Raw genomic sequence first — 25,105 nt, 5'->3', positions numbered from 1 at the left:
CTCTCCAAGGGCGGCCGAGTTCATTTAGACGGTCACGTGCAGGCGTACATCGACGTTGCCACGGGTGGCGTTGGAATACGGGCACACCTGGTGGGCAGCATCGACCAGGCTTTGCGCGTCGTCCTGGGCCAGGCCCGGCAGATTGATGTTCAGGTCGATGTCAAGACCGAAACCACCAGGGATCTGGCCGATGCCGACGTGGGCAGTGATCGACGCGTCATCGGGGATTTTGCGTTTGGTCTGGCTGGCGACGAACTTCAGTGCGCCAATAAAGCAGGCCGAGTAGCCGGCGGCGAACAGTTGCTCAGGGTTGGTCGCCTGGCCGCCAGCACCGCCCAGTTCTTTGGGGGTGGTGAGTTTGACGTCGAGGATGTTGTCGCTGGAAACAGCACGGCCATCACGGCCGCCGGTGGCGGTGGCTACTGCGGTATAGAGAGTTTGCATGGTGTCGTCCTCTTGGTTTTTAGCGCTAAATGTTTGCGCGCTAAGTAGTTGGTGAGGCGAATGTATAGCGCTAATGTTTTGCGCGCAAGATAAATTTACAAATTATTTTTGTGAGCGACTGTCAGTCAATGTGGGAGGGCGCTAATGAAATTTGCTGCAACCGATTCTTGTAGTGAGCGGGCTTGCCCGCGCTGGGTGGCGGAGCCGCCCCAAAACCAGTCATCCAGCTCTACCTGGAAGAATGCGGAGGCCGGATTGAGGCGGCTTCGCCACCCAGCGCGGGGCAAGCCCGCTCACTACAGGGGGAATGGCAATGGGTCTAGATGGCGTTCTGCAGATTGCTCCGCAATGCAACGAGATCTGCCTGCAGCTTAAGTAATTGTTCCAACTCCAAACCGCTGGCGCCGAGTATGCACTGTGGAATGCCCATAGCCTTGTCCTGCAAGGCGCGGCCGGCGTCGGTCAACTCCACCACGACAACCCGTTCATCTTCACGGCTGCGGGTGCGGCTGAGCAGGCCTTCGGCCTCCAGCCGCTTGAGCAGTGGGGTCAGTGAGCCCGGGTCGGTCAGCAGTCGGCTGCTGATTTCGCCGACGGTCAAACCGTCTTCTTCCCACAAGACCATCATGGCCAGGTATTGCGGGTAGGTCAGGCCAAGGGCTTGCAGCAGCGGTTTGTAGACCTTGGTCATCAACAGCGATGTGGAGTGCAGGGCAAAGCACAGCTGGTTGTCCAGCATCAGTGATTCGCATGGGGCAGGGTTCTTGCTCATGGCGGTGCCTCGAAAAAGCGTGTCTGGGCTGGAATCTAGCGGCCAAATCTTTAATGCGCCAGATAATTCTGTCTGCCCGGTCAGACCAAGCCGCTTTGCAGCGCCAGATCCCAAGGCGGCACAGGGCTGAAACGTGACTTGAGGTATTCCAGCAGCAAGCGACTGCGGGCGTTGGCCTGTTGTTCCAGGCGCAGTGCGTAGATTCCTGTGGTTTCCGGGCTGGGCAGGCCGTTTTCGCAGAACAGCGGCAGCAATTCGCCGCGTACCAGGTATTCACTCGCCAGCCAGGTGGGAAGGTGAGCGATGCCCAACCCTGCCAAAGCGCCCGACAGCAGCGCCTCGGCATTGTTGGCGCTCATGCGGATACGTTTTGGGCGATAGGTGGCGCGGCGCCCATCCAGTTCGAAGCGCCAGGCGAACATTGGCGCCAGCCCATCCCAGTCCAGGCCGTCGTGGTCGCTGAGTTCGTGCGGATGAGTGGGTGTACCGCGGTTTTTCAGGTAAGCCGGGCTGGCGCAGGCGATGCGCACGATACTGGCCAGGGGCGTGGCAATCAGTCGGGTGTCGACGATATGCCCGGCGCGCAGCACCAGGTCAACCTTGCCCAGGTGCGCGCCCTGCATGTCCACAAAGCTGTCGATCAGGTGCAGGTGCACATCCAGGCCTGGGTACACATTCAGGAAGTCGGCAATCACCGGGGCGAGGTGCCGCCGACCAAACGCCGCCGGTGCATCCACACGAATCAAACCTTCCGGCGCATGGCTCAAGGACACCGCCTCGGCCCGTGCCAATTGCAGTTCGCTGACGATCCGCCGCGCACGCTCGGCAAAGGCCAGGCCTGCCGGTGTGGGCACCACCGCATGGGTGCTGCGCTGGAACAACTGGCTGCCCACCGAGTTTTCCAGGCTGTCGATACGTCGCGCCACCGCTGAAGGTGTCAGCGGATGGCGGCGCGCAGCCGCAGAAAAACTGCCGGTTTCCAGCACATCGAGGAACAGACCCAGTTGATCGGTCAGGGCATTAGGATTCATGGAATATACGCTTATGCGAGATTGGCACAGCCATTGTGCGTTGCTGTGCGTTTCCGCGCCAGAGCCGACTGCGTAGCATGCAAGGCCTGGGCTTCTGGAGTAATGAGCGGTGTTGGATTTGGCGATGTACCTCTTATTGGGCGCGGCTCTGGGCACGGTCGGCGGGCTGTTTGGCATTGGTGGCGGGTTGATTGCAATCCCGGTGCTGGGCGTGTTGTTTGGCCTGGATCAGCAGCTTGCCCAAGGCACGGCACTGGTCATGGTGGTGCCTAACGTGATGCTGGCCCTGTGGCGTTATCACCAGCGCAACCGCATCGAACTGCGCCACGCACTGCCATTGGGCGTGATGGGTTTCAGCTTTGCCTGGCTCGGTTCTATCTGGGCCGTGGGCCTGGACGCGGGGGCCATGCGCGTCGGCTTTATTGCGTTTCTGCTGACGCTGGCGGCCTACAATCTGCTGCGCATGTTCACGCGCAATGCGCCGCCCACCGCGCAGATGCGCTATTCCTGGCCTTGGCTGGGTGTGTTGGGCGCGGCCTCGGGCTCCATGGGCGGCCTGTTCGGCGTGGGCGGTGCGGTGGTTGCCACGCCGGTGCTGACCAGCGTGTTTGGCACCACCCAAGTGGTAGCCCAAGGCCTGTCCCTGGCGCTGGCGTTGCCCAGTACCGGCGTGACTCTGGTGACTTACGCCTGGCACCACGAAGTGGACTGGATGATCGGTGTACCGCTGGCCGTCGGCGGCCTGTTGAGTATCAGTTGGGGCGTGAAAGTGGCCCACGCATTGCCGGAACGCGTGCTGCGCGGTTTGTTCTGCGGCTTCCTGGCGGTTTGTGCGGTGATGCTCACCTTCAAAGTTTGAAGCCTTCGAGGATGTATTCGGCCAGGCATTCGGTGATCGGCGAAGTCATTGCCGGGTTGCGCAACAAACGCAGGTTCACCGACGGCAATGGCGGGAATCCTTCTTCGCTGCCCAGAATGCGCAGGTCTTCGGTCACCAGGCTTTCCATGCTGACCGTGACAGCCAGGCCTGCGCCGACCACCGCCTGGATCGCCGCGCCATTGGAGCTGTGGTAGGCCAGGCGGTAATCACGCCCCACCGCATCGAGCGCGGCGCGGGTCCACTGGGTGCAAAAACTGTCCAGGCCGGAAATGGCCAGCGGCAGAGACTCATGTTCTTCCACGCAAAAGCACGGCGCCGCCACCCAGACCATGCGCTCATTGCGCAGCAGTTCGCCGATTTCACTGCCGGGCTCGCGGCTGATGACGGTCAGTGCCAGGTCCCGCCGCTGCATCAACACCAATGACGACTCACAGTGCATCTCGATCTGGATCAACGGGTACGCCTTGGAGAACCGCTTGAGGATGCCCGGCAGGTAGCGCATCACGTAGTCGTCCGGCGTGCCGATGCGCACCAGCCCCACCATATGCGGCTCGCGCAGCGTGTTGAACACCTCGCTGTGCAATTTCAGGATGCGCCGCGCATAGCCCAGCAGCACCTGGCCTTCGGGCGTGAGCCGCACCTGGCGGCCGTCGCGCTCAAACAGCTTGCGCTGCAGCACGTCCTCTTCCAGGCGTTTCATCTGCATGCTCACCGCCGATTGCGTGCGGTTGACCAGTTCTCCCGCGCGGGTGAACCCGCCCTGATCGGCGATGGCGACGAAGGTGCGCAGCACGTCAGTGTCGATGCTCGGGTAGCCTGACAATTGATCAATCTCCGAGATGTATTGCATAAAAAACATTCGTTGGATTGATCATAGTGCCAAGCACACACTGGCGTCATCCCCACTGGAGGGCGAAAAGATGAAAGGTCAAACCGGGTTTGTGTTGATGGCGAAACGTCCGTTTTCCGGGCTGTTTCACACCGTGGCGCGCTGGCAGGCGCTGCACCATGAGCGCCAGATGCTGGCGAGCCTGAGCGACGAAGCGCTCAAGGACATCGGCCTCAACCGTGCCGATGTAGAGCAAGAGCGTCACCTGCATTTCTGGGAAGACCCGCTGCGAAAATGATCGCGGATGCAGTAGGGTAGTCGGCGAGCCCACACGGAGACCCCCATGCCTGCCGACCTGTCATTTTCACTCAAGCAAGCTCGACGCATGGCGCTGGCGGCCCAGGGATTTTCCGGGCGCCAGGCACCTGCGCTGATCAAGGCCGCGCACCTGAACCGGATGATCGATCGGTTGGGGGTGTTGCAGATCGATTCGGTGAATGCCGTCGTGCGTTCCCATTACCTGCCGCTGTTTTCCCGTTTGGGCAACTACGCCCCCTTGATGCTTGAACAGGCGGCCTGGAGCCAGGGCCGGCGACGTTCGCTGTTCGAATATTGGGGGCATGAAGCCTCATTGCTGCCCATGGCGCTGTACCCGCTGATGCGCTGGCGCATGGAGCGAGCCAAGCAAGGGCAGGGCATCTATTCGCAGATGGCGCGTTTTGGTCGTGAACAACAGGCCACTATCCAGCGCGTGCTGCGCAGCGTTGAGCAGCAAGGCGCATTGGGTGCGGGCAGCCTGTCGACCCGTGAGGAGCGGGCCGGTCCGTGGTGGGACTGGAGTGATGAGAAACATGCGTTGGAATGGCTGTTCGCGGCCGGCTTGGTCACGGTTGCAGGACGGCGCGGTTTTGAACGGCTCTATGATTTGCCGGAGCGTGTCATCCCGGACGACATCCTTCAACACCCCGCCTTGAGCGAAGCCGAGGCCCACCACGGCTTGCTGCTGCACAGCGCCACTGCGCTGGGCGTGGGCACCGAGAAAGACCTGCGTGATTATTTCCGCCTGGATCCGGCCGACAGTCGCAGCGCTTTGGCGGAACTGGTCGAGGATGGCCAGTTGGTGACGTGCCAGGTCCAGGGTTGGAAGCCGCTTGCCTATTGTCTTCCCGAACCCCGAGTGCCGCGCAAGGTTCCGGCCAGCGCCCTGTTGTCACCCTTTGATTCACTGATCTGGGAGCGCAGCCGCACCGAGCGTCTGTTTGATTTCCGGTACCGGCTGGAGATCTACACACCACAGGACAAGCGGGTGTTCGGCTATTACGTGCTGCCGTTTTTGCACAACGAACGGATTGCCGCACGCGTCGACCTGCGCGCCGAACGCGCCAATGGGCGCTTGGCCGTGCATGCGGTGCATGAAGAAGAACCGGCTTTGGACGAAGAGGGCATGCAGGCGCTGGCTTTGAACCTGCTGCAAATGGCCAACTGGTTGGGGCTGGAGCAGGTGCAGCTCAATTGCCAGCGACCGAGTGCTGATAGGTTGCGGGTGGCAATGGCTAAAATGGATTGTGGTTTTTAGGGCCTCTTCGCGAGCAAGCCCGCTCCCACACTTGACCGTATTCCAGAGGAGGTACGCGTACAAATGTGGGAGCGGGCTTGCTCGCGAAGGCGACAGCCCAGACAACTAAAATCTCAGCGCTTAACTTGCTTTAACGTCTCCGCAATCAAAAACGCCAATTCCAATGACTGATCGGCATTCATCCGTGGGTCGCAATGAGTGTGGTAGCGGTCTGATAAACCGTCCTCAGTGATCGGCCGCGCGCCCCCGATGCATTCGGTGACGTTCTGCCCGGTCATTTCGATATGGATGCCGCCCGCATACGTGCCTTCGGCCTGGTGCACCTGGAAGAACGCCTTCACTTCGCTGAGGATCTGCGCAAAGTCACGGGTCTTGTAGCCACTGCTGGCCTTGATGGTGTTGCCGTGCATCGGGTCGGAGCTCCACAGCACCTGCTTGCCTTCGCGCTGGACGGCGCGAATCAGGTTTGGCAGGTGGTCGCCGACCTTGCCGGCACCCATGCGCGCGATCAGGTTGAGGCGGCCTGGGTCGTTGTCCGGGTTGAGGATGTCGATCAGGCGGATCAGGTCGTCGGGGTTCATGCTCGGGCCGACCTTGACCCCGATCGGGTTGTTCACGCCACGCAGGAACTCGACGTGGGCGCCGTCCAACTGGCGAGTGCGATCACCGATCCAGAGCATGTGGGCCGAGCAGTCGTAGTAGTCGTTGGTCAGGCTGTCGCGGCGCACGAACGCTTGTTCGTAGTTGAGCAGCAAGGCTTCGTGGGCGGTGAAAAAGCTGGTTTCGCGCAGTTGCGGCGAATCGTCCATGCCGCAGGCGCGCATGAAGGCCAGGGTTTCGTCGATGCGGTCGGCCAACTGGCTGTACTTTTCGGCCAGGGCGGAGTTGGCGATGAAGTCCAGGTTCCACTTGTGCACCTGGTGCAGGTCGGCAAAGCCGCCCTGGGCAAAGGCGCGCAACAGGTTCAGGGTGGCGGTGGACTGATGGTACGACTGCAGCAGGCGGTCCGGGTCTGGCACGCGGCTTTTTTCGTCGAAACCGATGCCGTTGACGATGTCGCCACGGTAGGCCGGCAGAGTGATGCCGTCGATGGTCTCATCGTTGGCCGAACGCGGCTTGGCGAACTGGCCGGCCATGCGCCCGACTTTCACCACCGGGCAACCGGCGGCGAAGGTCATCACGATGGCCATCTGCAGCAGCACCTTGAAGGTGTCGCGGATCTTGGCCGCTGAGAACTCGGCAAAACTCTCTGCGCAGTCACCGCCCTGCAACAGGAACGCGCGACCCTGGGTCACTTCGGCAAACTGACGGCGCAACTCGCGGGCTTCCCCGGCAAACACCAGCGGCGGGTAGCTGGCCAGGCTCTGCTCCACCTGCAGCAAATGTGCAGCGTCCGGGTACTGGGGTTGTTGCTGGATCGGCAGGGCGCGCCAGCTGTCGGGGCTCCAGGGTTGGCTCATCATGAACTCGATTGGGTGGTTGACGGTCGGGCGCCAATGTTATCAGCAATTAGTGCGTGACCTGTTGCCGCCGGTTGGCCGACAATCGCGCCTTTGCAGTGCCCAACCCGTTAGGAGTAGTGATGACCGAGGAGCGTGTCGAGCGCCTGCTGGCCGAAGTCCATGATGATTTCGGCATGATCCGTGTGCTCGAAGTGGCCGATTACCGTTTTCTCGAGTTTGGCGATGCCATCGAGCAAAGCTGCGTGTTTACCGCCGATCCGAGCTGGCTGGAATACGACTACACCCGCGCGATGCTGATTGGTGCGCTGTGCCATGAATTGCCGGAGAGTGCGCTGTTCCTGGGGCTCGGTGCCGGTACGCTGACCCAGGCGTGCCTCAAGTTCCTGCCGCTGGAGGATGTCGAGGCCATTGAGCTGCGCCCTGACGTACCGCGCCTGGCCATCGAGTACCTGGGGCTGGATGATGATCCGCGGTTGTACATTCGCATCGGCGACGCCCTGCAACTGCTGGAGACGGCCGAGTCGGCCGACCTGATTTTCGTCGACCTGTACACCGATGTCGGCCCCGGCGTCGGGCACCTGGCCTGGACCTTCCTGGAAAACTGCCAGAAGAAACTCAACCCGGGTGGTTGGTTGGTGATCAACCAATGGGCCACGGATGATGGCAAGCCGTTGGGCGCCGCGTTGCTGCGTGGGTTGTACCACCGGCATTATTGGGAACTGCCGGTGAAGGAGGGCAATGTGATCCTGCTGGTGCCGTCAGACCTGGACCAGCCGCTGGATATGCAGGCGCTGTCGGCCCGCGCCGAAGCCTTGGCGCCGCGGTTGGGGTATTCGTTGCAGTCGCTGATCAAGGCGATCCGGCCTGCGACTTAGTTGTCTGTACCGACGCCTTCGCGAGCAAGCCCGCTCCCACATTCGACCGCATTCCAAAGGATGTACATGTACAAAGGTGGGGGCGGGCTTGCCCGCGAAGAGGCCATCACTGCCGGCGACTAAATCCCCTTGAACACCCCCGGCCGCTTCTCGACCATCGCCCGCACACCCTCCTTGGCATCCTCACTGTTCAGCAACTTATCCACCATCGGCGGCAACGCCGCGGCCGCCACCGTTTCACCTTCCATGCGCGCCAATCGCGCCGACATCAAAGTGGCCTGCACACCCAGCGGCGCCTGGCGTGCAATGCGGTTGGCCAGCTCAAGGGCGCGCGGCAGCAGGTCTTCGCTGGCCATCACTTCCTGTACCAACCCCAGGCGCAGGGCCTCGTGGGCGTCAAACTCGTCGCCGGTGAGCAGCCAGCGCATCGCGTTGCCCCAGCCGGCGATCTGATGAAAGCGCAAGGTCGCGCCGCCAAACGGAAAGATCCCACGCTGCACTTCCATTTGCGCAAAGCGCGTATTGCTGGCGCACAGGTTGATATCGGCGGCCAGCATCAGCTCAATGCCAATGGTCAGGCAGTAACCCTGGGCGGCGACGATCACCGGTTTACTCACCCGTGGACCGGCGAATACGCCCCAGGGATCGCAGCCGCCCAACGGGGGCTGCCAGCCTCCGGCCATCACGCCGCTGACATTGGCCAGGTCCAGCCCGGCGGTGAAGTGATCGCCGTGGGCAAACACCACGGCCACCCGGGCCTCCTCGTTTCGATCAAATTCGCCATAGGCCAGACTCAATTCATTGAGCAGGTCCAGGTCAAAGGCATTGCGCTTGGCGACTCGGTCTAGGCCCAACAGCAGGACATGGCCCTGTAATTCACGGCTGACGCGACTGCTGCTGGCTTGATTCATCGGGTGTGCCCTCGGGCGCAGGGAAGGTTTCAGACCAAAGGGTCCAAAGGGTTAGGTGAACCGTTTAAGCGTTGTGGCCAACAGGGCCGGGCCTTTGAAAAATAGACCCTGGCGCGCTTATCTGCAAAGACTGTGACACAGCGCGGTTTATCGGTGCTTTGCGATAAAAAAAGCTCCCTTTTTCAGGTATTTCCGGTATAGTGCGCGCCGGCCTTTAACCGGGCCGCGTTTAGGTAGCGCAATTCCCCGAAGTCAGCTTCGGCTGCACGTCCGCACAGCGGACTCTTCCTTGACGAATCTTTTTCATTCATTCGTTTTCGCAAATCCCCGCCGACAAAGCAGCCAGGGCGACTCTTGAGTCTCAACACGGCATGCGCAGCTTTGGAGCATGGGTCTTTGCGGATGCACTTAGAGGCAGACCCATGACCCAGGAAACCGGCGGCTTCGCCGCTTTTAATCTGAACCCGAATATTCTTGCAGCCGTCGCAGCGACCGGCTACGAAGAGCCTTCGGCGATTCAGCAGCAATCGATCCCGATCATCATGGCCGGCAAGGACATGATTGGCCAGGCGCAAACCGGTACCGGCAAAACCGCCGCGTTCGCTTTGCCTATCCTGCAGTGCATCGACCCTGCCAAGCGCGAACCGCAAGCCCTGATCCTGGCGCCAACCCGTGAGTTGGCGCTGCAAGTAGCAACCGCTTTTGAAACCTACGCCAAGCAAATGCCAGGCGTCACCGTTGTGGCCGTTTACGGCGGCGCGCCGATGGGCCCACAACTCAAGGCAATCCGTAATGGCGCACAGATCGTTGTCGCCACCCCGGGCCGTCTGTGCGACCACCTGCGTCGTGACGAGAAAGTGCTGTCGACCGTGAACCACCTGGTTCTGGACGAAGCTGACGAAATGTTGAAGCTGGGCTTCATGGATGACCTGGAAGTCATCTTCAAGGCACTGCCTCCGACCCGTCAGACCGTGCTGTTCTCGGCCACCCTGCCACAGTCGATCCGTGCCATTGCCGAGCGTCACCTGCGTGACCCGGAGCACGTCAAGATCCAGACCAAGACCCAGACCGTTACCGCGATCGAACAGGCTCACCTGTTGGTTCACGCTGACCAGAAGACCTCGGCTGTCTTGAGCCTGCTGGAAGTCGAAGACTTCGACGCCCTGATCATGTTCGTGCGCACCAAGCAAGCGACCCTGGACCTGGCCAGTGCCCTGGAAGCCAAAGGCTACAAAGCCGCTGCGCTGAACGGTGACATCGCCCAGAACCAGCGTGAGCGCGTGATCGACTCCCTCAAGGATGGCCGCCTGGACATCGTTGTAGCGACCGACGTTGCTGCTCGTGGTCTCGACGTTCCACGTATCACCCACGTGTTCAACGTTGACATGCCGTACGATCCAGAGTCCTACGTTCACCGTATCGGCCGTACTGGCCGTGCAGGTCGCGAAGGTCGTGCACTGTTGCTGGTGACTCCACGTGAGCGCCGCATGCTGCAAGTGATCGAGCGTGTGACTGGCCAGAAAGTTGCCGAAGTCCGCCTGCCGGACGCCCAGGCTGTCCTGGACGCGCGCATCAAGAAACTGACCAACAGCCTGTCGCCGCTGGTGGCTGATGCTGAATCGACCCACGGCGACCTGCTGGACCGCCTGACTGCCGATATCGGTTGCACCCCGCGTGCCCTGGCTGCAGCCCTGCTGCGCAAAGCAACCAACGGTCAAGCCCTGACCCTGGCTGCCATCGAAAAAGAACGCCCACTGGTTCCGAACAGCGCGCCACGCGGTGATCGTCCAGAGCGTTCCGGCGACCGTCCAGACCGTGGTGATCGTGAGCGTCGTGCTCCGGTTCCATTGGCTGAAGGCCGTGCTCGTTGCCGTACCGCGCTGGGCGCGCGTGATGGTATCGCTGCCAAGAACCTGCTGGGCGCTATCCTCAACGAGGGTGGCCTGGCACGTGAAGCCATCGGTCGTATCCAGGTCCGTGACAGCTTTTCCCTGGTGGAGTTGCCGGAAGACGGTCTGGAAAAACTGCTGACCAAGCTGAAAGACACTCGCGTTGCCGGTAAGCAGCTCAAACTGCGTCGCTACCGCGAAGATTGATCCGCCCTTGGGCTGATTGATCGCACATAAAAAAATCCCCGACTGGTTCGGGGATTTTTTTTGCCTGGCATTTCACACGACCGTGCTTCAAAAGCCTGACGCTCACCTGCAGGAGCCGGTTTGTGTGGGAGCCGGGCTTGCCCGCGATGCAGACGCCTCGGTCTGTCAGGCAGACCAGGGTGAGCCTGTCGCAGGCAAGCCAGCTCCCACACAAGCCCGTTTCGGTCAGCCGAAGCGGTAGATGTCCATGCCCAGCGCGCCCAGGGTGAAGCCTTGGTGAGCGACACTGAAGTCACCCCCCGCACCCCGCGCAAAGTACAGCGGCAACAGGTGTTCATCGCTGGGATGGCTGCGCACGGCATGGGGCGCCTGGCGGCGGTAGTCATGCAGCGCGGTTTCATCGTTGGCGGCCAGCTTGTCCACCACCCAGTCACGGAAATCCCGCGCCCAGGGTTCAATGGTTTCCGGCCCGGCATGCCAGTTAAGCTCGCCCAGGTTGTGGGTGATGCTGCCGGAGCCAATCAGCAATACGCCTTGCTCGCGCAGGCTGGCGAGGGCATGCCCCACGCGCGTCTGCAGCGCTGGGCCCATACGACTCGGCAGTGACACCTGGACCACCGGAATATCGGCAGCCGGGTACATCAGCGACAGCGGTACCCAGGTGCCGTGGTCGAAGGGGCGCCGTTCATCGATGTGGGCATTCAAACCGTCGGCGTGCAGCAACGCCACAATTTCAGCGGCCAGCTGCGGATCGCCGGGTGCGGGGTACTGCACGGCAAACAATTCGCGGGGGAAGCCCCCGAAGTCGTGCCAGGTTTCCGGGGCCTGGCTGCCGCTGACGAGTAATTCCTGGCTTTCCCAATGTGCCGATACCACCACGATCGCTTTAGGACGGGGCAATTCGGCGGCCAGGCGCTGCAGGGCCGGGCCACTGGCGCCAGGTTGCAGGGCCAGCATGGGCGAGCCATGGGAGATAAACAGGCTGGGGAACATAAGTTGGGTCCTGAGCGTTAACATGGGACCATCTTCAATCAGATCATTGATCTAAATCTAATATAAGTTTTAGCGCCTTTTGATCGAATTTTCAGGGTGATTTATGGAGCCTAAGTTTTGGCAGGAGCGCTGGGCGCGCAATCAGATCGGCTTTCACTTGCCTGAGGTCAACCCGTACTTGCAGCGACACTGGCCGCGGCTTGCACTGGCTGAAGGCTCCAAGGTACTGGTGCCACTGTGTGGCAAGAGCCTGGATTTGATGTGGCTGGCCAGTCACGGGCACCGAGTGATGGGCGTGGAGCTGTCGGAGCAGGCGGTGGAGGCCTTCTTCACAGAGCAAGGGCTCACGCCTCGGATCAGCCAGCAGGGGGCCTTCACGGTGTACCAGGCTGATCAGGTGGAGCTGTGGTGCGGTGATTTTTTCGCGCTAGGCGCGGGGGACGTGGCCGATTGCACTGCGCTTTACGACCGCGCTGCACTGATTGCCTTGCCGCCCCTGATGCGGGCGCGTTACTGCGAGCACCTCAGCAACGTGCTGGCGCCTGGTTGCCAGGGCGTTTTGATCACGCTCGATTATGACCAGACCCAGAAAGCCGGCCCACCGTTTGCGGTCACCGATGAAGAGGTGAAGGTGTTGCTGGGGGAGCGCTGGGCGTTGGCAGAGCTGGAAGAGCAGGACATTTTGGCTGAGAGCTGGAAGTTCGTGCAGGACGGTGTTGATCGCCTTGAGGAGCGTGTCTACCAGTTGGCGAAGCGTTGACCGTGCAGCCGCTATCGCAGGCAAGCCAGCTCCTACATTTGGAATGCATACCCCTGTAGGAGCTGGCTTGCCAGCGATGACGACAGAAGCCTTGGCACAGAAATCACAGGCAATAAAAAAGGGGCGATCAAATCGCCCCTTTTTTGTGTGTAATCTACTGACCGTCAGCCGCGACGACGCAACGCGTCGATTCGCTCTTCCAGCGGCGGGTGGCTCATGAACAGGCGAGCCATGCCCTGCTTGATGCCGCCGTTGATACCAAATGCCGTCAGGCTGTCCGGCATATGCACCGGCAGGCCCTGCTCGGAGCGCAGGTGCTGCAGGGCTGCGATCATTGCCCCGGTGCCGGCCAGGCGTGCGCCGGCTTCGTCTGCACGGAATTCCCGTCTGCGCGAGAACCACATGGTGATGGCGCTGGCCAGGAAGCCCAGCACCACTTCGGCGAAGATGGTCGCCACGAAGTAGGCGATACCGCGGCCTTCTTCGTTCTTGAAGATCACCTTGTCGACAAAGTTGCCGATGATCCGCGCGAAGAACATCACGAAGGTGTTCACCACGCCCTGCACCAGTGCCAGGGTGACCATGTCACCGTTGGCCACGTGGCCGATCTCGTGGGCCAGTACCGCCTTCACTTCATCGTACGAGAAGCGTTCCAGCATGCCCTGGCTGACGGCAACGAGTGCGTCGTTCTTGTTCCAGCCGGTGGCAAAGGCGTTGGCCTCGTAGGCCGGGAAGATCCCGACTTCGGGCATCTTGATCCCGGCTTCGCGGGACAGTTGCTCGACGGTCTGCAGCAACCATTGCTCATGCCGGGTACGGGGTTGGGTGATCACCTGGGTGCTGGTGCTCATCTTCGCCATCCACTTGGAGATGAACAGCGAGAACAGCGAACCGGCAAAACCAAAGACCGCACAGAAGACCAGCAGCTGATTGAGGTTCAGATCAACCCCGTTGGCCGCCATGAACCCGTTGAAGCCGAAAAGGCTCAGGGTGATGCTGGCAATCAGCACGACCGCCAGGTTAGTGGCCAAGAACAGCAGGATGCGCATCATGGTTGTAGAGTTCTCCTCATGCTTAATATGTCGCGTACTGCGGGGTATATAAGGTGCGGCCTGGGGCTATTCAACCGAGCGACTATTTCAAACTGTGTCCTACAGCCTGAATGTAGAGCCTTGAAAGGTTTTTCCGATCTGGAAAGTCGCTTTTGATCACCACATTCATGCCTTGCCGTCCCGTAATTATAGGGGGCTGGCCGATCCGTGGCGTGCCGCGATGGGGGGGGCGGTCAGGCAGGGCAGAGAAGTGTTGCCAGATAATCGCTGTGCGACCGTATGACGATCGCACAGCGCCACTTCGTTATTGGCGATAGGACTTGAGGAAGTTGCCGATGCGACCAATGGCCATGTCCAAGTCATCCACACGCGGCAAGGTCACCACGCGGAAGTGATCCGGCCACGGCCAGTTGAACGCGGTGCCTTGCACCACCAGCAGCTTTTCCGACAGCAGCAGGTCGAGTACGAACTTCTCGTCATTGAGGATCGGGCAGACCTTCGGGTCTATGCGTGGGAAGGCATACAGCGCGCCCATGGGCTTTACGCAGCTTACGCCCGGGATGGCATTGAGCAGTTCCCAGGTACGGTTGCGCTGTTCCAGCAGACGGCCCTGGGGCAGGACCAGGTCATTGATGCTCTGGTAGCCGCCGAGGGCGGTCTGGATCGCGTGCTGGCTCGGCACGTTGGCGCACAGGCGCATGTTGGCCAGCATGTCGATGCCTTCGATGTAGCTCTGGGCGTTGTGCTTGGGGCCGGAGATGGCGATCCAGCCGGAGCGGAAACCCGCCACGCGGTAGGACTTGGACAGGCCGTTGAAGGTCAGGCACAGCAGGTCCGGCGCCAGGGAGGCGGTGCACACGTGCACGGCGTCATCGTAGAGGATCTTGTCGTAGATCTCGTCGGAGAACACCACCAGGTTGTGCTGGCGCGCCAGTTCGAGCATGCCCAGCAGCACCTCCTTGGAGTACACCGCGCCGGTGGGGTTGTTCGGGTTGATGATCACCAGGGCCTTGGTGTTCGGGGTGATCTTGGCTTTGATGTCGGCCAGGTCCGGGAACCAGTCGGCGCCTTCGTCACACAGATAGTGCACCGGGTGGCCGCCGGCCAGGGTCACGGCAGCGGTCCACAGCGGGTAGTCGGGGGCCGGCACCAGCACTTCGTCGCCATTGTTGAGCAGGGCCTGCATGGACATCACGATCAGCTCGGACACGCCGTTGCCCAAGTAGATGTCTTCGATGCCGACGCCTTCCACCTGCTTTTGCTGGTAGTACTGCATCACCGCCTTGCGCGCGCTGAACAGGCCCTTGGAGTCACTGTAGCCCTGGGCGGTCGGCAGGTTGCGGATTACGTCCTGGAGGATTTCGTCCGGCGCTTCGAAACCAAAAGGCGCCGGGTTGCCAATGTTCAGCTTGAGGATGCGATGGCCTTCCTCTTCCAGGCGTTTGGCGTGCTTGAGCACTGGGCCGCGAATGTCGTAGCAGACGTTGGCGAGCTTGTTCGATTTGCTGACCTGCATGGCGATGTGATCCTGAAAATGAACGATCCAGACGGTGTGGACACGACCGTACTGCGAATCCTGCGAGGCCTGCACCCATAAATACGTTTGAATGCCGGTAGCGCGGGTGCCAGACTGGCGTTTTGAAGAGGCGCAATCATACGTGCCGCCTGATCCATGGAAAAGACACAGATCAGGGTTTTTCAGTTGCCGAGGTGTACCGATGGAAAAGTTGGATAAAACGCTGGAGGAATGGCGGGAAATGCTCGACCCCGCTCAATATCAGGTCTGCCGGCTCAAAGGCACCGAGCGGCCGTTTTCCGGCAAGTACAACGCCACCACGACCGATGGTGTGTACCACTGCATTTGCTGCAATGAGCCACTGTTCGACTCCAAGACCAAGTTCGACGCCGGTTGCGGCTGGCCGAGCTTCTACGAGCCGATTGCCCAGAGTGCGATGATCGAGATCCGTGACGTCAGCCACGGCATGATCCGCACCGAAGTCACCTGCGCCAAATGCGATGCCCACTTGGGCCATGTATTCCCGGATGGCCCGCCGCCGACTGGCCTGCGTTACTGCATCAACTCGGTGTGCCTGGACCTCGTTCCGCGCTGATTCAACACCGTACCCGTAGGAGACCGACTTGCCGGCGATGGCGATCTCACGGACGCCATCGCCGGCAAGCCGGGCTCCTACGGGGATTGGTGGTGATGGTGGGGTATCAGTTTGGTCAATTAAATTGCACGCAATTCAATTGCCTACTATGTTTGTCCCACTTCTCCTTTATCGAGGCATTGCCATGAGCAACAACCTGCTGAGCATCCCGTGCACCACCATCAAGGGTGAACAAAAGACCTTGGCCGACTTTGCCGGCAAGGCCATCCTGGTGGTCAACACCGCCAGCAAGTGTGGCTTCACCCCGCAATACAAAGGCCTTGAGCAACTGTGGCAGCAATACAAGAATCAGGGCCTGGTGGTGCTGGGCTTCCCCTGCAACCAGTTCGGCAAGCAGGAGCCAGGTAACGAAGGGGCCATTTCCGAATTTTGCGAGCTGAACTTCGGCGTCAGCTTCCCGCTGTTCAAGAAGATCGACGTGAATGGCAGCGAGGCCCACCCACTGTTCGTACAGCTCAAGAAGCAGGCACCGGGGCTGCTGGGTTCCAAGGGCATCAAGTGGAACTTCACCAAGTTCCTCATCGGTCGCGACGGCCAGGTGGTCAAGCGCTTTGCCCCGACCACCAAGCCCCAGGACCTGACCCAAGAGATCGAAGCCCTGCTCAAATGACTGCCGCCCCGACCGTGTCCCTCGCCCTGGATGACCAGCTGTGCTTCAAGCTCTATGTCGCCTCACGGGCGGTGACCCGCGCCTACAAGCCGATGCTGGATGAGCTGGGCCTGACCTACCCGCAATACGTGGCGATGCTGGTGTTGTGGGAATGGCATTCAAAAAAGCCCGCGCAGCCCACAGTCAAGGCCCTGGGGGAGCGGCTGATGCTCGACTCCGGCACCCTGACGCCACTGCTCAAGCGCCTTGAGCAGTTGGGGCTGGTCAAGCGTCAGCGCAGTGCCATGGACGAGCGCGAAGTGCACTTGGGGTTGAGCGAGGCGGGCATCGGGTTGCACGACCAAGCCCACCGCCTCAAAACCCGCTTGCTCTGTGACAGCGGCGTCGACCTGAACCAGGCCGATGCCTTGCGCCAGGGCCTGGATCAGTTGCTGGCACAGATCAGAGGGTTGTCGTCTTAGGCACCCACAGGTCCAGCAGGGCGTTGAGTTCTTCGCGCCGGAATGGCTTGGCCAGGTAGTCATCCATTCCGGCGGCCCGGCAACGTTCGCGCTCTTCCGACAGGGCGTTGGCGGTCAGGGCGACGATGGGCAGGTCCGGCCAGCGCCCGCTGCGGCGGATTTGCCGGCTGGCCTCGTAGCCATCCATCACGGGCATGTTGCAATCCATCAACACCATGTCGAAGCGCTGCTCCTCAAGACGTTTGAGCGCCTCGCCGCCGTGGGCGGCCACGACCACTTCGCACCCAAGCTTGCCGAGCATGCCCTTGGCCACCAGTTGATTGACCGCGTTGTCCTCCACCAACAGGATGCGCGCCCGGTGCGCGAGCGGCGGGGACTCCATCTGGATGGGGTCGAGGATCAGCTGTGTGTCGCTGCGCAGGTTGCGTTGCAGTATCTGGTACAGCGCGTTGCGGCTCAGCGGGCGGGCCTGCTGTTGCAACGGCGCCAGGGCCGCTACTTCTTCGCTGGGCATGAAGTTGCCGTAGGCGGTGACCAGCAGGATCGGTGTGTTGCTGGTCGGGCGCAGGCGGAACAGGCATTCGGGGCAGTCCGTGATCAGCAGATCGGGGGTTTGCCCACTCAGGTCCTCATCGCGGGAATAGCAGCGAGGTGTCAGCCCCCAATGGGGCAGCAGGGTGGTGAGCAGCTCCGTGAGGCCACTGTCGGCACTGGTGATGGCAATTACCTCACCCGCCAGGGGGGCATAGCCAACCGCAGGCAGGTGGGTGGGCAATGGCAGGTCGGCACAGAACTGGCTGCCAAATCCCACTTCCGAGCTGATACTCAAGCGTCCCTTCATGGCTTCGCACAGGTTGTGGGTCAGCGCCAGGCCCAGGCCCGTGCCACCGAACTGGCGAGTGATGCCCGCGCCGGCCTGGGTGAAGGGTTGGAAGATTTTGACCTGCGCTTCCTGGGCAATGCCGATGCCGGTATCGCACACTTCAATCTTGACCTGGCCTTCATGGGCGCTCAGACGCACGTCAACGCGGCCGAAGCGCGTGAACTTCAAGGCGTTTGAAAGCAGGTTGCTGACGATCTGCCGCACACGTGTCGGGTCACCGATCACTTGGGCGGGGAATTGCGGGTCGATCAGGCACGTCAGCTCGACGCTCGGCGCCGCATTCTGCGAAAGCAGGTTGGCGGTGTCTTCCACCAGGGCGCCGAGATCGAACGGGATACGCTCAAGCTCCAGCTGCCCGGCGTCGAACTTGGACAGGTCGAGAATATCGTTGAGCAGTTCCACCAACACCTTGCCGGAGTCGTGGGCAATCGACAGTTGCTGGCGTTGCTCGGCATTCAACGGGCTGTCCAGGGACAGCGCGATCATGCCCAGCAAGCCGTTGAGGGGCGTGCGGATCTCATGGCTCATGTTGGCCAGGAACGCCGCCCGCGCCTGGGCCATGCCTAGGGCGGTCATCTTGGCCGCCTCCAGCTCGTCGTTGGACTGGCTCAAGCGTTGGTTGCTGGCCTTGAGTTCCAGGGTGCGCGCCGAGACGATGTCTTCCAGTTGCCCCAGGTACTCGGTGAGACGGTCCTCGGCATGACGGCGTTGCTGGATTTCAGTCTCCATGTTTTCGAATTGTTGGTTGGCGACATTGACCAGCACGCCGATTTCATCGTTCTCATGCCCGGGCGGGCAATCCAGGTGGGCCTGTTTGCTGGTGCTCAAGGCGCGAATGATGCGGACCAAGGGTTGGGTCAGCATCACGTAGAACAGGCCCAGCAAAATGCCCGTCAGCAGTAGGCTGCGGGCGAAGCCATTGAGCAGGGTGATTTCCGCGCGCCGCAGGAAACGGCTACCGAAGGCGTAGGTGTCCACATCCAGGCGCAGCACACCGAGGGAGTCGTTGGGCATGTGGCTGAGGAACAGGCGGTCTTCAAACTGGCGGCTGGCGCCAAACAGGAAATCGCTGATGGGACGGTAGGAGCTCTCCTTGCGTGGGCGATCAACGTCCGCCAGGACCACGCCATTGTTGTCGATCAATTGCGCGTGGGTGATCGCAGGCGAGTGCAGCAGACCCAGGGTCAGTTCCTGGGCCAGCTCGGCATCGATGTTGTAGGCAATGCGTGAGGCGGGGTTGTGGCTGATTTCGATCAGCGAACGAATTTCACGGTTGATGGATGCGTCTTCGCTGGCATAATCAATACCGATTTGGATCAGGCTGAGCAAGGTTCCCAAGACGAAACCGACCAGCACAGTCAATCTGGCTTGTTTATAAGACAAGCGGTGGGCGAACTTGATATCCATCGAGTGTTGAACCACTTCACGTTTCCCTTCGCCCGGCAAGCATAGCTGAACATCCACAGGCTCTGGCTTGGCCGGCATGAATCGTTTTTTTACGCAGCCTCGTGCGGTCTGCCGCAGGGTTGCCAATACGCCATCTTTTGCAAGAACTTGCCAGAGGAATAATCGTGGATTCTCGATTGAATGCCTTTCTTGAGCGGGCCGATGCGGTACTTGCTCGCCTGGAACCCTTGTTGCCTGCGCCACGCCAAGCCGTTGACTGGAACCAGTGCCTCGCCGCCCGTTGGCAGCGCGAAGGCCGCACCGGCTTCCTGCTGCCGCTGGACGTGAGCTTGGACATGCGCCTGTCCGACCTGATCGGCGTGGACAAACAACGCGAACAACTGGCCCGCAATACCCAACAATTCATCGACGGCCTGCCCGCCAACCACGCGCTGCTGTGGGGCTCGCGCGGTACCGGCAAATCGTCGATGGTGCGCGCCTTGCTGGCCCAGCACGCCAAGGCTGGCCTGCGCCTGATCGAAATCGAGCGCGACCACCTGGCCGACCTGCCACGGGTGGTGGAGCAACTGATCAAGCTGCCGCAGCGATTCATCCTGTTCTGCGACGACCTGTCGTTCGAGGCAGGCGAGGGCGACTACCGCGTACTCAAGAGTGTGCTGGACGGCTCCCTCGAACAGGCGCCGGAAAACGTATTGCTGTACGCCACGTCCAACCGGCGTCACCTGGTGCCGGAAAACCAGAGTGACAATGACAACTGGAAGCGGGTGGATGGTGAGTTGCACCCAAGCGAAGCGGTGGAAGACAAGATTGCCCTGTCCGACCGTTTTGGCCTGTGGCTGTCGTTCTACCCATTCACCCAGGAACACTTCCTGGACGTGGTCGAGCACTGGATCGGCGAGTTGGCGCGCAAGGCCGGTCTGCAATGGCAGCGTGACGAGGCGCTCGACATCCTTGCCGTGCGCTGGGCCACCGGCCGCGGCAACCGCAATGGCCGCTGTGCCTATCAATTCGCCCGTTATTGGGTGGGCCTCAAATTGCTGGAGCGTCAACCATGATCGACCTACAACACGCCGGCACGGGCCTGGATGGCTACGCCATGCTGTGCGCGCAGTTGGAATCGCTGCTGGCTGATGAGCGGGATTTCATTGCCAACAGCGCGCAGTTTTCCGCGTTCCTCTTCAATCAGTTGGAAGACCTGAACTGGGCCGGTTTCTACCTCAACCGCAATGAAGAACTGGTACTTGGCCCGTTCCAGGGCCAGATTGCCTGTGTGCGCATTCCGTTCGGCCGTGGCGTATGCGGCGCGGCGGCGGCGTCACGGCAAACCCAGCGAGTGGAGGACGTGCATGCGTTCCCGGGGCACATCGCCTGCGACAGCGCCTCGAACAGCGAACTGGTGGTGCCATTGGTCAAGGACGGTACGTTGATTGGTGTCCTTGACCTGGACAGCCCGTCGCTGGCGCGGTTTACCCTCCAGGACCAGGCGGGCATCGAGCAATTGGCGGCTATTTTCCTGCGTTTGACTGACTGCTGATCGGTGAGGCAGGGGCGGCAGCCCCTGCCTTTCATTGGCGGTTGAGCTCCTGAAGCTGCTGGTGCAGCATTCTTTCCAGATCCTGCATGAGTTTTTCCAGGGACTTTACCCCAGCGTCGATCAGTGAGCGGTCTTCGTCTTTGGCACAGGCTTGCTCCAGCGCTTCGCATTGCGCGGCCAGTGAGTAGGCCTGGACAATGCGTGCGGCGCCCTTGATCTTGTGGGCTTGTTCGATGATGTCCTGTGGCGGTGCCCCGCTAGCTCGTAGGGTTACCAGTTCCTGACGATCATGGCGACTGCTGCTCAACAGCTCCTCGAGTAAACGCCTGCTTAATTGCGGGTCACCATCGGTCAAGGCTTCCAAGCAGCCAAGGTCCAGCCGTTGGTTGTCGGGTTGCAGAACAATATGTGCCAGTTGCCGTTCAAGTGCCGTGAGGCTGATGGGCTTGAACAGGCAATCGTTCATGCCGGCCTCAATGCAGCGCAGTTTTTCTTCCGGCTGGGCATTGGCGGTAAAACCCAATATCACACACGGTGTCAGGTGCTCGCGTTGTTCGTATTCACGAATCGAGCGACTGAGTTCGTAGCCATTCATGATGGGCATATTGCAGTCGGCGATTATCAGGTCGAAACGGTGCTGCCGCCAGGCCTGGAAGCCAGCAGCACCGTTCTGGGCATCAGTGAACTGATGACCCAAGTAACCCAACTGCTGGCACATGAGCAATCGATTGGCCGGATGGTCGTCCACCACCAGCACGTTGAGCACCGGCGCTTTGGCACAGGGCTCGGGCTTGAGTTCATCAACTTTCACTGCTGGCTGCAAGAGAGGCATTTTCAAGGCCACATGAACCTGGGTGCCTACCATCGGCACGCTGCTCAGGCTCAACTCACCGCCCATCATCGAACACAGACTGCGACAGATCACCAGTCCCAGGCCAGCGCCGCTCCTTGCCAGGTGTCCGGAGTTGTCGGCTTGGGCAAAGGGGGCGAACAGTCGCAACTGGTCCTCACGGCTGATGCCTATGCCGGTGTCTTCGACCACCAGCTTCATCTCGATCTGCTGCGGCAATTCGGTTGCGTGCACCGTGACCTTGACTTTCACCTGGCCACACTCGGTGAACTTGATGGCATTGCTGATCAGGTTCGACAGCACCTGCTTGAAGCGCAATGGGTCGATCAGTACAGCGGTGTCATCGAGCGGCGGGATGAACTCCAACGAAAGACTGAGGGTTTTCTGTCGGGCCAGGCCGTCGAAGACCCGCACCACAGACTCGATCACCTCTCGCAAGTTGACCCGTTCTGGCGCGAGGCTCAAGCGCCCGGATTCGATACGTGCGATGTCGAGGATATCGCCGATCAGCTCCAACAGGTCCTTGGCCGAGTTGTACGCCACCTCGATGGCCGGGCGGTCGAGATGACCCTGGTCGGCCCGCTTGAGGGTCAGCTCCAGCATGCCAATCACCGCGTTCATCGGGGTGCGGATTTCGTGGCTCATGGTGGCGAGGAAGGTGCTCTTGGCGCGGTTGGCCTCGTCAGCCCGCTCCTTGGCAGCGCGTAACTCATCAAACAGCTGGCGCCGCTCGCTGATGTCGATCCAGCCGCCAATAATGCCCTGGACTTCGCCGACGGAGTCGCGATAGGGCAGGATCCAGTGATAGATCGTCAGTTTTTTGCCGTGGATATGCAGGGTGCGATCGAGGATCAACGGAGTACCCTCGGTCACCACTCGCTGGTAGTCGGCATGGTACTGCGCCGCTTCCGCCTCCTGGGCCATGTTCATCTGGATCACACTTTTGCCGATCACGTCCTCGCGATTGACCTCGAACACTTGCAAGTAGCTGTCGTTGCAGGTTTGCAGCAAGCCTTTGCGATCGCGTACGTAGATCGGATGGGGTGTTTCATTGACCAGGGCACGCATGAACTCGAACTGATCGTTGAGCGCTCGCTCGGCCATTTGTCGATGCTTGATCTGGCGGCGCATGTAGGCGTTCCAGGCCAGGGAGATCAATAGCAGCAGTCCGGTACCCACGATGATCTGGGCTATCAAGTGATGGTAGTTACGCCAGTAGCTGTCGGAGGCGGCGGTGTAGCCACGCCAGCGGCTGTTGATCACCCCCAGTTCGTCAGGGGCGATGCTCAGCAACGCCTTGTTCAGGATCGAGCTCAGCTCAACCGCATGGCGTGACGTTGCCAGGGCGAACGTGGCAGGAAGCGTGCCGATGCTGCTGCTGATCTGCAGTTTGTCCTGGAACACTTGGGAGGACAGGAAATAGTTGGCGATCACCAGCGAGTTCACGGCACCGTCAACGAGCCCTTGTGCGAGTAGCTCCGATGCCCGGAAGGTGTCACTGGCCTCTACCAGTTGTATCTGCGGGAAGTCGCGTTGCAGGCTTTTTGCCAGCGGGTTGCCCGTGGTGATCGCCAGGCGTTTGCCTGCCATCTGCTCCAGGTTCGAGGGGGCATTGGGCTCTTTGCGCGTCAGCAGCACATAGGAGTTTTCCAGGTAAGGGCGACTAAAATTGAGTTGAGCCTCCCGTTCAATACTCGGGACGATCGCGCCGATGATATCGGCTTTGCCAGTGCTCACCTCATCGATCATCGTGTTGATTTCACGGCTGCGCTGGATATGGAAACTCAACCCGGTACGCAGGCGAATCAGTTCCAGCAAGTCAGCGGTGATGCCACGAAAGTTGCCATCGGCGTCGAAGAATGTCAGTGGTGCAAACGTTTCGTTCACGATGACGTTGACGACCGGGTGGTCTTTCAACCAGCGCTCTTCGCGTGGTGTCAGCTGCAATTTCTTATCGGTCAGCAGGATGTCGCTGCCGGCACTCCAGCGTCTGGCGATGGTGTCCCGTTCATTGACAGGCACGGCAGCCAGCACCGAGTCGACGATGCCCAGGAGGATATGCTGGTCCTGGCGCAATGCGAAGCTGAAGCCGTAGGCCTCATGCTTGCCGAAATTGGCCATGTGGATGTTCTTCAGATAACCCTTGTTGATCATGTAGTGGGTGGAAATGGTATCGCCGAGAAAAACATCCGCCTGGTCAAAGGCCACTGCGTTCAGGGCGTTTTGATAGGACGGGTAGGTACGGATGTTGGCCTGCGGGTACAGCTTTTTGACTTCGCTGATCGGTAGATAGTGATAGACAAGGCTCAAGCGGAGCCCGCCCAGCCCATTGCTCAAGCTGCGAGTTTCCCCCTCCCGGGTCACCAGTACCGGTTGATCCACCGCGTACGGCTGCGACAGGGTGAGGTTCGGATTAGCGGCTTCAAAGCCATTCGAGGAGCCCAGCAAATCGATTTCGCCGGCCTCAAGGGCGCGGATCGACGCCTCCCGGTCAGGGTAGCGCAAGACCTTGACGGGCAAGGCCAAGGCCTTGGACAGCAGCCCTGCGTAGTCGGCGGTGAGGCCTTCGTAGTCGTGGCCGCTGGACGTCAGATCGAAAGGAGGGTAATCAGGTGCGGCGGTGCCGACCACCAGTTCGCGTTTGTTCTGCAACCACTGGCGCTGTGCCTTGTCCAGCTGAGTGTCGAGTTGAACGGCACCCGCGCGGCTCAACAGGGTGAAGTGTTCCGGGCCGGTTTGAGGGGCCGCGGGCACGGCGGTGCTGAAGCACAAGCCGGTACTCAATATAATGAGATAGTCCTTTATACGGCTGGGCATCCGTTTTCTCACACTAACGCGTTTCGTTTTGCCATCTCGATAAGTTCTACCAAAGATTTGGCTTTCAGTTTTTGCATAAGTCTCTTTTTGTAAGTGCTGACTGTCTTGTTGCTTAAAAACATACCTTTGGCAATTTCTTTGTTGGTTCTTCCCTGTGCAAAAAGTTGCAATACCATCAGTTCTCGATCGTTGACTGTTTTGAATAGTTCAAGTTCATAGGTGTCGGCGCCCTCAGCACCGTTGCCGCTCAATGCCTGGCTTGGGAAATAGTTGTAACCTGACAATACGGCACGGATGGCGCTCAGCAGTTCGCTCAAGTCGCCTTCTTTGCAGACATAGCCGTCAGCACCCGAGCGCATGCAGCGCGTTGCAAACAGTGTGGGGCACTGGGCTGTAAGGATCAGGGTTTTCATTGGCGTGTTCATTGCGTTGAATCGGCAGAGCACTTCGAGGCCGTCAAGCTTTGGAATACTGATATCCAAGATAATAAGGTCTGGCAGGCATTCCCTGACCATTTGTATCGCATCACACCCGTTGTCCGTTTCTCCTACGACTTTATAACCCTCATGTTCCAATAACATTCGGATGGCAAGCCGTATGACGGGGTGGTCATCGATAATAAAAACTGAGTTCATGGTCATATCCCAGGCAAGTGCAAATAAAGACGGCACATTAGCTCAGAAGCTCAGG

At 60.3% G+C, this 25,105-nt stretch carries 23 protein-coding genes; 11 read left to right on the top strand and 12 right to left on the bottom strand.

From position 1 onward, the window contains the following. Positions 1-24: 24 nt before the first annotated feature. From M2394_RS17755 to M2394_RS17745, 3 genes are all read right to left on the bottom strand, one after another. The gene (locus M2394_RS17755) at positions 25-444 is read right to left on the bottom strand and encodes an organic hydroperoxide resistance protein (RefSeq protein ID WP_178924994.1); all 420 of its coding nucleotides are present in this window, start codon (positions 442-444) and stop codon (positions 25-27) included. Between the two features lie 319 nt (positions 445-763). After that, positions 764-1,216 (bottom strand): MarR family winged helix-turn-helix transcriptional regulator, encoded by a 453-nt coding sequence (locus M2394_RS17750; protein ID WP_178924996.1) that lies wholly within the window; start codon positions 1,214-1,216, stop codon positions 764-766. A gap of 80 nt (positions 1,217-1,296) precedes the next feature. Next, a complete protein-coding gene (locus M2394_RS17745) occupies positions 1,297-2,247 on the bottom strand; it encodes a LysR family transcriptional regulator (RefSeq protein WP_178924998.1) in 951 nt (316 codons plus the stop codon). 109 nt (positions 2,248-2,356) lie between these two features. Between M2394_RS17745 and M2394_RS17740 the strand changes: the two genes are divergently transcribed. Next, positions 2,357-3,106: a sulfite exporter TauE/SafE family protein gene (locus M2394_RS17740; RefSeq protein WP_178925000.1), complete on the top strand. Its 750-nt coding sequence runs from the start codon at positions 2,357-2,359 to the stop codon at positions 3,104-3,106. Here the strand turns inward: M2394_RS17740 and M2394_RS17735 are convergent. Then, on the bottom strand, positions 3,096-3,977 hold the full coding sequence (locus M2394_RS17735; RefSeq protein ID WP_178925002.1) for a LysR family transcriptional regulator: 882 nt from the start codon (positions 3,975-3,977) through the stop codon (positions 3,096-3,098). The genes M2394_RS17740 and M2394_RS17735 overlap by 11 nt on opposite strands. A 70-nt stretch (positions 3,978-4,047) precedes the next feature. Between M2394_RS17735 and M2394_RS17730 the strand changes: the two genes are divergently transcribed. After that, positions 4,048-4,254 carry a DUF1127 domain-containing protein gene (locus tag M2394_RS17730; protein ID WP_256732950.1) on the top strand — a complete coding sequence of 69 codons (207 nt, stop codon included), beginning with the start codon at positions 4,048-4,050 and terminating at the stop codon, positions 4,252-4,254. Between the two features lie 45 nt (positions 4,255-4,299). Then, complete coding sequence (locus M2394_RS17725) at positions 4,300-5,532, top strand: winged helix-turn-helix domain-containing protein (protein ID WP_259173302.1); 1,233 nt, start codon at positions 4,300-4,302, stop codon at positions 5,530-5,532. A gap of 113 nt (positions 5,533-5,645) precedes the next feature. Here M2394_RS17725 and M2394_RS17720 read toward each other — a convergent pair whose 3' ends face one another. Continuing rightward, the gene (locus M2394_RS17720) at positions 5,646-6,992 is read right to left on the bottom strand and encodes a class II 3-deoxy-7-phosphoheptulonate synthase (RefSeq protein ID WP_259173301.1); all 1,347 of its coding nucleotides are present in this window, start codon (positions 6,990-6,992) and stop codon (positions 5,646-5,648) included. Between the two features lie 122 nt (positions 6,993-7,114). Here M2394_RS17720 and M2394_RS17715 point away from each other — a divergent pair, with 122 nt between their 5' ends. Further along, positions 7,115-7,870 carry a spermidine synthase gene (locus tag M2394_RS17715; protein WP_178925008.1) on the top strand — a complete coding sequence of 252 codons (756 nt, stop codon included), beginning with the start codon at positions 7,115-7,117 and terminating at the stop codon, positions 7,868-7,870. Between the two features lie 119 nt (positions 7,871-7,989). Here the strand turns inward: M2394_RS17715 and M2394_RS17710 are convergent, their stop codons facing one another. Continuing rightward, a complete protein-coding gene (locus tag M2394_RS17710; RefSeq protein WP_178925010.1) occupies positions 7,990-8,781 on the bottom strand; it encodes a crotonase/enoyl-CoA hydratase family protein in 792 nt (263 codons plus the stop codon). Between the two features lie 422 nt (positions 8,782-9,203). Between M2394_RS17710 and M2394_RS17705 the strand changes: the two genes are divergently transcribed. Continuing rightward, the gene (locus tag M2394_RS17705) at positions 9,204-10,877 is read left to right on the top strand and encodes a DEAD/DEAH box helicase (RefSeq protein WP_178925012.1); all 1,674 of its coding nucleotides are present in this window, start codon (positions 9,204-9,206) and stop codon (positions 10,875-10,877) included. A 225-nt stretch (positions 10,878-11,102) separates the two neighbouring features. On the opposite strand, the gene M2394_RS17700 is transcribed toward M2394_RS17705, so the two are convergent. Continuing rightward, a complete protein-coding gene (locus tag M2394_RS17700; RefSeq protein ID WP_259173300.1) occupies positions 11,103-11,870 on the bottom strand; it encodes a class III extradiol ring-cleavage dioxygenase in 768 nt (255 codons plus the stop codon). A gap of 103 nt (positions 11,871-11,973) precedes the next feature. On the opposite strand from M2394_RS17700, the gene M2394_RS17695 reads away from it, so the two are divergent. Beyond that, entirely contained in the window at positions 11,974-12,630 is a 657-nt protein-coding gene (locus M2394_RS17695; protein ID WP_259173299.1) for a thiopurine S-methyltransferase, read from the top strand. Positions 12,631-12,794: 164 nt separating this feature from the next. On the opposite strand, the gene htpX is transcribed toward M2394_RS17695, so the two are convergent. Together htpX and M2394_RS17685 are read right to left on the bottom strand one after the other, a co-directional pair. Beyond that, positions 12,795-13,682, bottom strand: a complete 888-nt coding sequence (gene htpX / locus M2394_RS17690; RefSeq protein WP_178925016.1) for a protease HtpX — start codon at positions 13,680-13,682, stop codon at positions 12,795-12,797. A 304-nt stretch (positions 13,683-13,986) separates the two neighbouring features. Further along, positions 13,987-15,198, bottom strand: a complete 1,212-nt coding sequence (locus M2394_RS17685) for a pyridoxal phosphate-dependent aminotransferase (RefSeq protein ID WP_016978462.1) — start codon at positions 15,196-15,198, stop codon at positions 13,987-13,989. A 202-nt stretch (positions 15,199-15,400) separates the two neighbouring features. Here M2394_RS17685 and msrB point away from each other — a divergent pair, with 202 nt between their 5' ends. From msrB to M2394_RS17670, 3 genes are all read left to right on the top strand, one after another. Beyond that, the gene (gene msrB / locus M2394_RS17680; protein WP_176998240.1) at positions 15,401-15,793 is read left to right on the top strand and encodes a peptide-methionine (R)-S-oxide reductase MsrB; all 393 of its coding nucleotides are present in this window, start codon (positions 15,401-15,403) and stop codon (positions 15,791-15,793) included. Between the two features lie 184 nt (positions 15,794-15,977). Next, complete coding sequence (locus M2394_RS17675; protein ID WP_259173297.1) at positions 15,978-16,463, top strand: glutathione peroxidase; 486 nt, start codon at positions 15,978-15,980, stop codon at positions 16,461-16,463. Next, positions 16,460-16,924 (top strand): MarR family winged helix-turn-helix transcriptional regulator, encoded by a 465-nt coding sequence (locus M2394_RS17670; protein WP_259173296.1) that lies wholly within the window; start codon positions 16,460-16,462, stop codon positions 16,922-16,924. Before M2394_RS17675 ends, M2394_RS17670 begins: the two co-directional genes overlap by 4 nt. On the opposite strand, the gene M2394_RS17665 is transcribed toward M2394_RS17670, so the two are convergent. Beyond that, on the bottom strand, positions 16,905-19,214 hold the full coding sequence (locus tag M2394_RS17665; RefSeq protein ID WP_259173295.1) for a response regulator: 2,310 nt from the start codon (positions 19,212-19,214) through the stop codon (positions 16,905-16,907). The genes M2394_RS17670 and M2394_RS17665 overlap by 20 nt on opposite strands. 164 nt (positions 19,215-19,378) lie before the next feature. On the opposite strand from M2394_RS17665, the gene M2394_RS17660 reads away from it, so the two are divergent. Continuing rightward, the gene (locus M2394_RS17660) at positions 19,379-20,269 is read left to right on the top strand and encodes an ATP-binding protein (RefSeq protein WP_178925022.1); all 891 of its coding nucleotides are present in this window, start codon (positions 19,379-19,381) and stop codon (positions 20,267-20,269) included. Further along, the gene (locus tag M2394_RS17655) at positions 20,266-20,748 is read left to right on the top strand and encodes a GAF domain-containing protein (RefSeq protein ID WP_178925024.1); all 483 of its coding nucleotides are present in this window, start codon (positions 20,266-20,268) and stop codon (positions 20,746-20,748) included. Before M2394_RS17660 ends, M2394_RS17655 begins: the two co-directional genes overlap by 4 nt. Positions 20,749-20,779: 31 nt before the next feature. On the opposite strand, the gene M2394_RS17650 is transcribed toward M2394_RS17655, so the two are convergent. Then, positions 20,780-24,415, bottom strand: coding sequence for a transporter substrate-binding domain-containing protein (locus tag M2394_RS17650; protein ID WP_259173294.1), 3,636 nt, complete (start codon positions 24,413-24,415; stop codon positions 20,780-20,782). A gap of 8 nt (positions 24,416-24,423) precedes the next feature. After that, positions 24,424-25,050 carry a response regulator transcription factor gene (locus tag M2394_RS17645; RefSeq protein ID WP_178925028.1) on the bottom strand — a complete coding sequence of 209 codons (627 nt, stop codon included), beginning with the start codon at positions 25,048-25,050 and terminating at the stop codon, positions 24,424-24,426. Positions 25,051-25,105 lie beyond the last annotated feature (55 nt).

This window comes from Pseudomonas sp. BIGb0164 (genome assembly GCF_024810135.1).
Classification (GTDB): Bacteria; Pseudomonadota; Gammaproteobacteria; order Pseudomonadales; family Pseudomonadaceae; genus Aquipseudomonas.
The sequence above is the reverse complement of the archived record's forward strand: the minus strand, read 5'-3'. Positions and strand labels throughout refer to the sequence as shown.

What these genes read in the sequence shown, in the direction of transcription:
- M2394_RS17755 (WP_178924994.1), bottom strand. Translation starts at nt 444, where the DNA reads ATGCAAACTCTCTATACCGCAGTAGCCACCGCCACCGGCGGCCGTGAT.
- M2394_RS17750 (WP_178924996.1), bottom strand. Translation starts at nt 1,216, where the DNA reads ATGAGCAAGAACCCTGCCCCATGCGAATCACTGATGCTGGACAACCAG.
- M2394_RS17745 (WP_178924998.1), bottom strand. Translation starts at nt 2,247, where the DNA reads ATGAATCCTAATGCCCTGACCGATCAACTGGGTCTGTTCCTCGATGTG.
- M2394_RS17735 (WP_178925002.1), bottom strand. Translation starts at nt 3,977, where the DNA reads ATGCAATACATCTCGGAGATTGATCAATTGTCAGGCTACCCGAGCATC.
- M2394_RS17730 (WP_256732950.1), top strand. Translation starts at nt 4,048, where the DNA reads ATGAAAGGTCAAACCGGGTTTGTGTTGATGGCGAAACGTCCGTTTTCC.
- M2394_RS17725 (WP_259173302.1), top strand. Translation starts at nt 4,300, where the DNA reads ATGCCTGCCGACCTGTCATTTTCACTCAAGCAAGCTCGACGCATGGCG.
- M2394_RS17720 (WP_259173301.1), bottom strand. Translation starts at nt 6,992, where the DNA reads ATGAGCCAACCCTGGAGCCCCGACAGCTGGCGCGCCCTGCCGATCCAG.
- M2394_RS17715 (WP_178925008.1), top strand. Translation starts at nt 7,115, where the DNA reads ATGACCGAGGAGCGTGTCGAGCGCCTGCTGGCCGAAGTCCATGATGAT.
- M2394_RS17710 (WP_178925010.1), bottom strand. Translation starts at nt 8,781, where the DNA reads ATGAATCAAGCCAGCAGCAGTCGCGTCAGCCGTGAATTACAGGGCCAT.
- M2394_RS17705 (WP_178925012.1), top strand. Translation starts at nt 9,204, where the DNA reads ATGACCCAGGAAACCGGCGGCTTCGCCGCTTTTAATCTGAACCCGAAT.
- M2394_RS17700 (WP_259173300.1), bottom strand. Translation starts at nt 11,870, where the DNA reads ATGTTCCCCAGCCTGTTTATCTCCCATGGCTCGCCCATGCTGGCCCTG.
- M2394_RS17695 (WP_259173299.1), top strand. Translation starts at nt 11,974, where the DNA reads ATGGAGCCTAAGTTTTGGCAGGAGCGCTGGGCGCGCAATCAGATCGGC.
- htpX (WP_178925016.1), bottom strand. Translation starts at nt 13,682, where the DNA reads ATGATGCGCATCCTGCTGTTCTTGGCCACTAACCTGGCGGTCGTGCTG.
- M2394_RS17685 (WP_016978462.1), bottom strand. Translation starts at nt 15,198, where the DNA reads ATGCAGGTCAGCAAATCGAACAAGCTCGCCAACGTCTGCTACGACATT.
- msrB (WP_176998240.1), top strand. Translation starts at nt 15,401, where the DNA reads ATGGAAAAGTTGGATAAAACGCTGGAGGAATGGCGGGAAATGCTCGAC.
- M2394_RS17675 (WP_259173297.1), top strand. Translation starts at nt 15,978, where the DNA reads ATGAGCAACAACCTGCTGAGCATCCCGTGCACCACCATCAAGGGTGAA.
- M2394_RS17670 (WP_259173296.1), top strand. Translation starts at nt 16,460, where the DNA reads ATGACTGCCGCCCCGACCGTGTCCCTCGCCCTGGATGACCAGCTGTGC.
- M2394_RS17665 (WP_259173295.1), bottom strand. Translation starts at nt 19,214, where the DNA reads ATGGATATCAAGTTCGCCCACCGCTTGTCTTATAAACAAGCCAGATTG.
- M2394_RS17655 (WP_178925024.1), top strand. Translation starts at nt 20,266, where the DNA reads ATGATCGACCTACAACACGCCGGCACGGGCCTGGATGGCTACGCCATG.
- M2394_RS17650 (WP_259173294.1), bottom strand. Translation starts at nt 24,415, where the DNA reads ATGCCCAGCCGTATAAAGGACTATCTCATTATATTGAGTACCGGCTTG.
- M2394_RS17645 (WP_178925028.1), bottom strand. Translation starts at nt 25,050, where the DNA reads ATGAACTCAGTTTTTATTATCGATGACCACCCCGTCATACGGCTTGCC.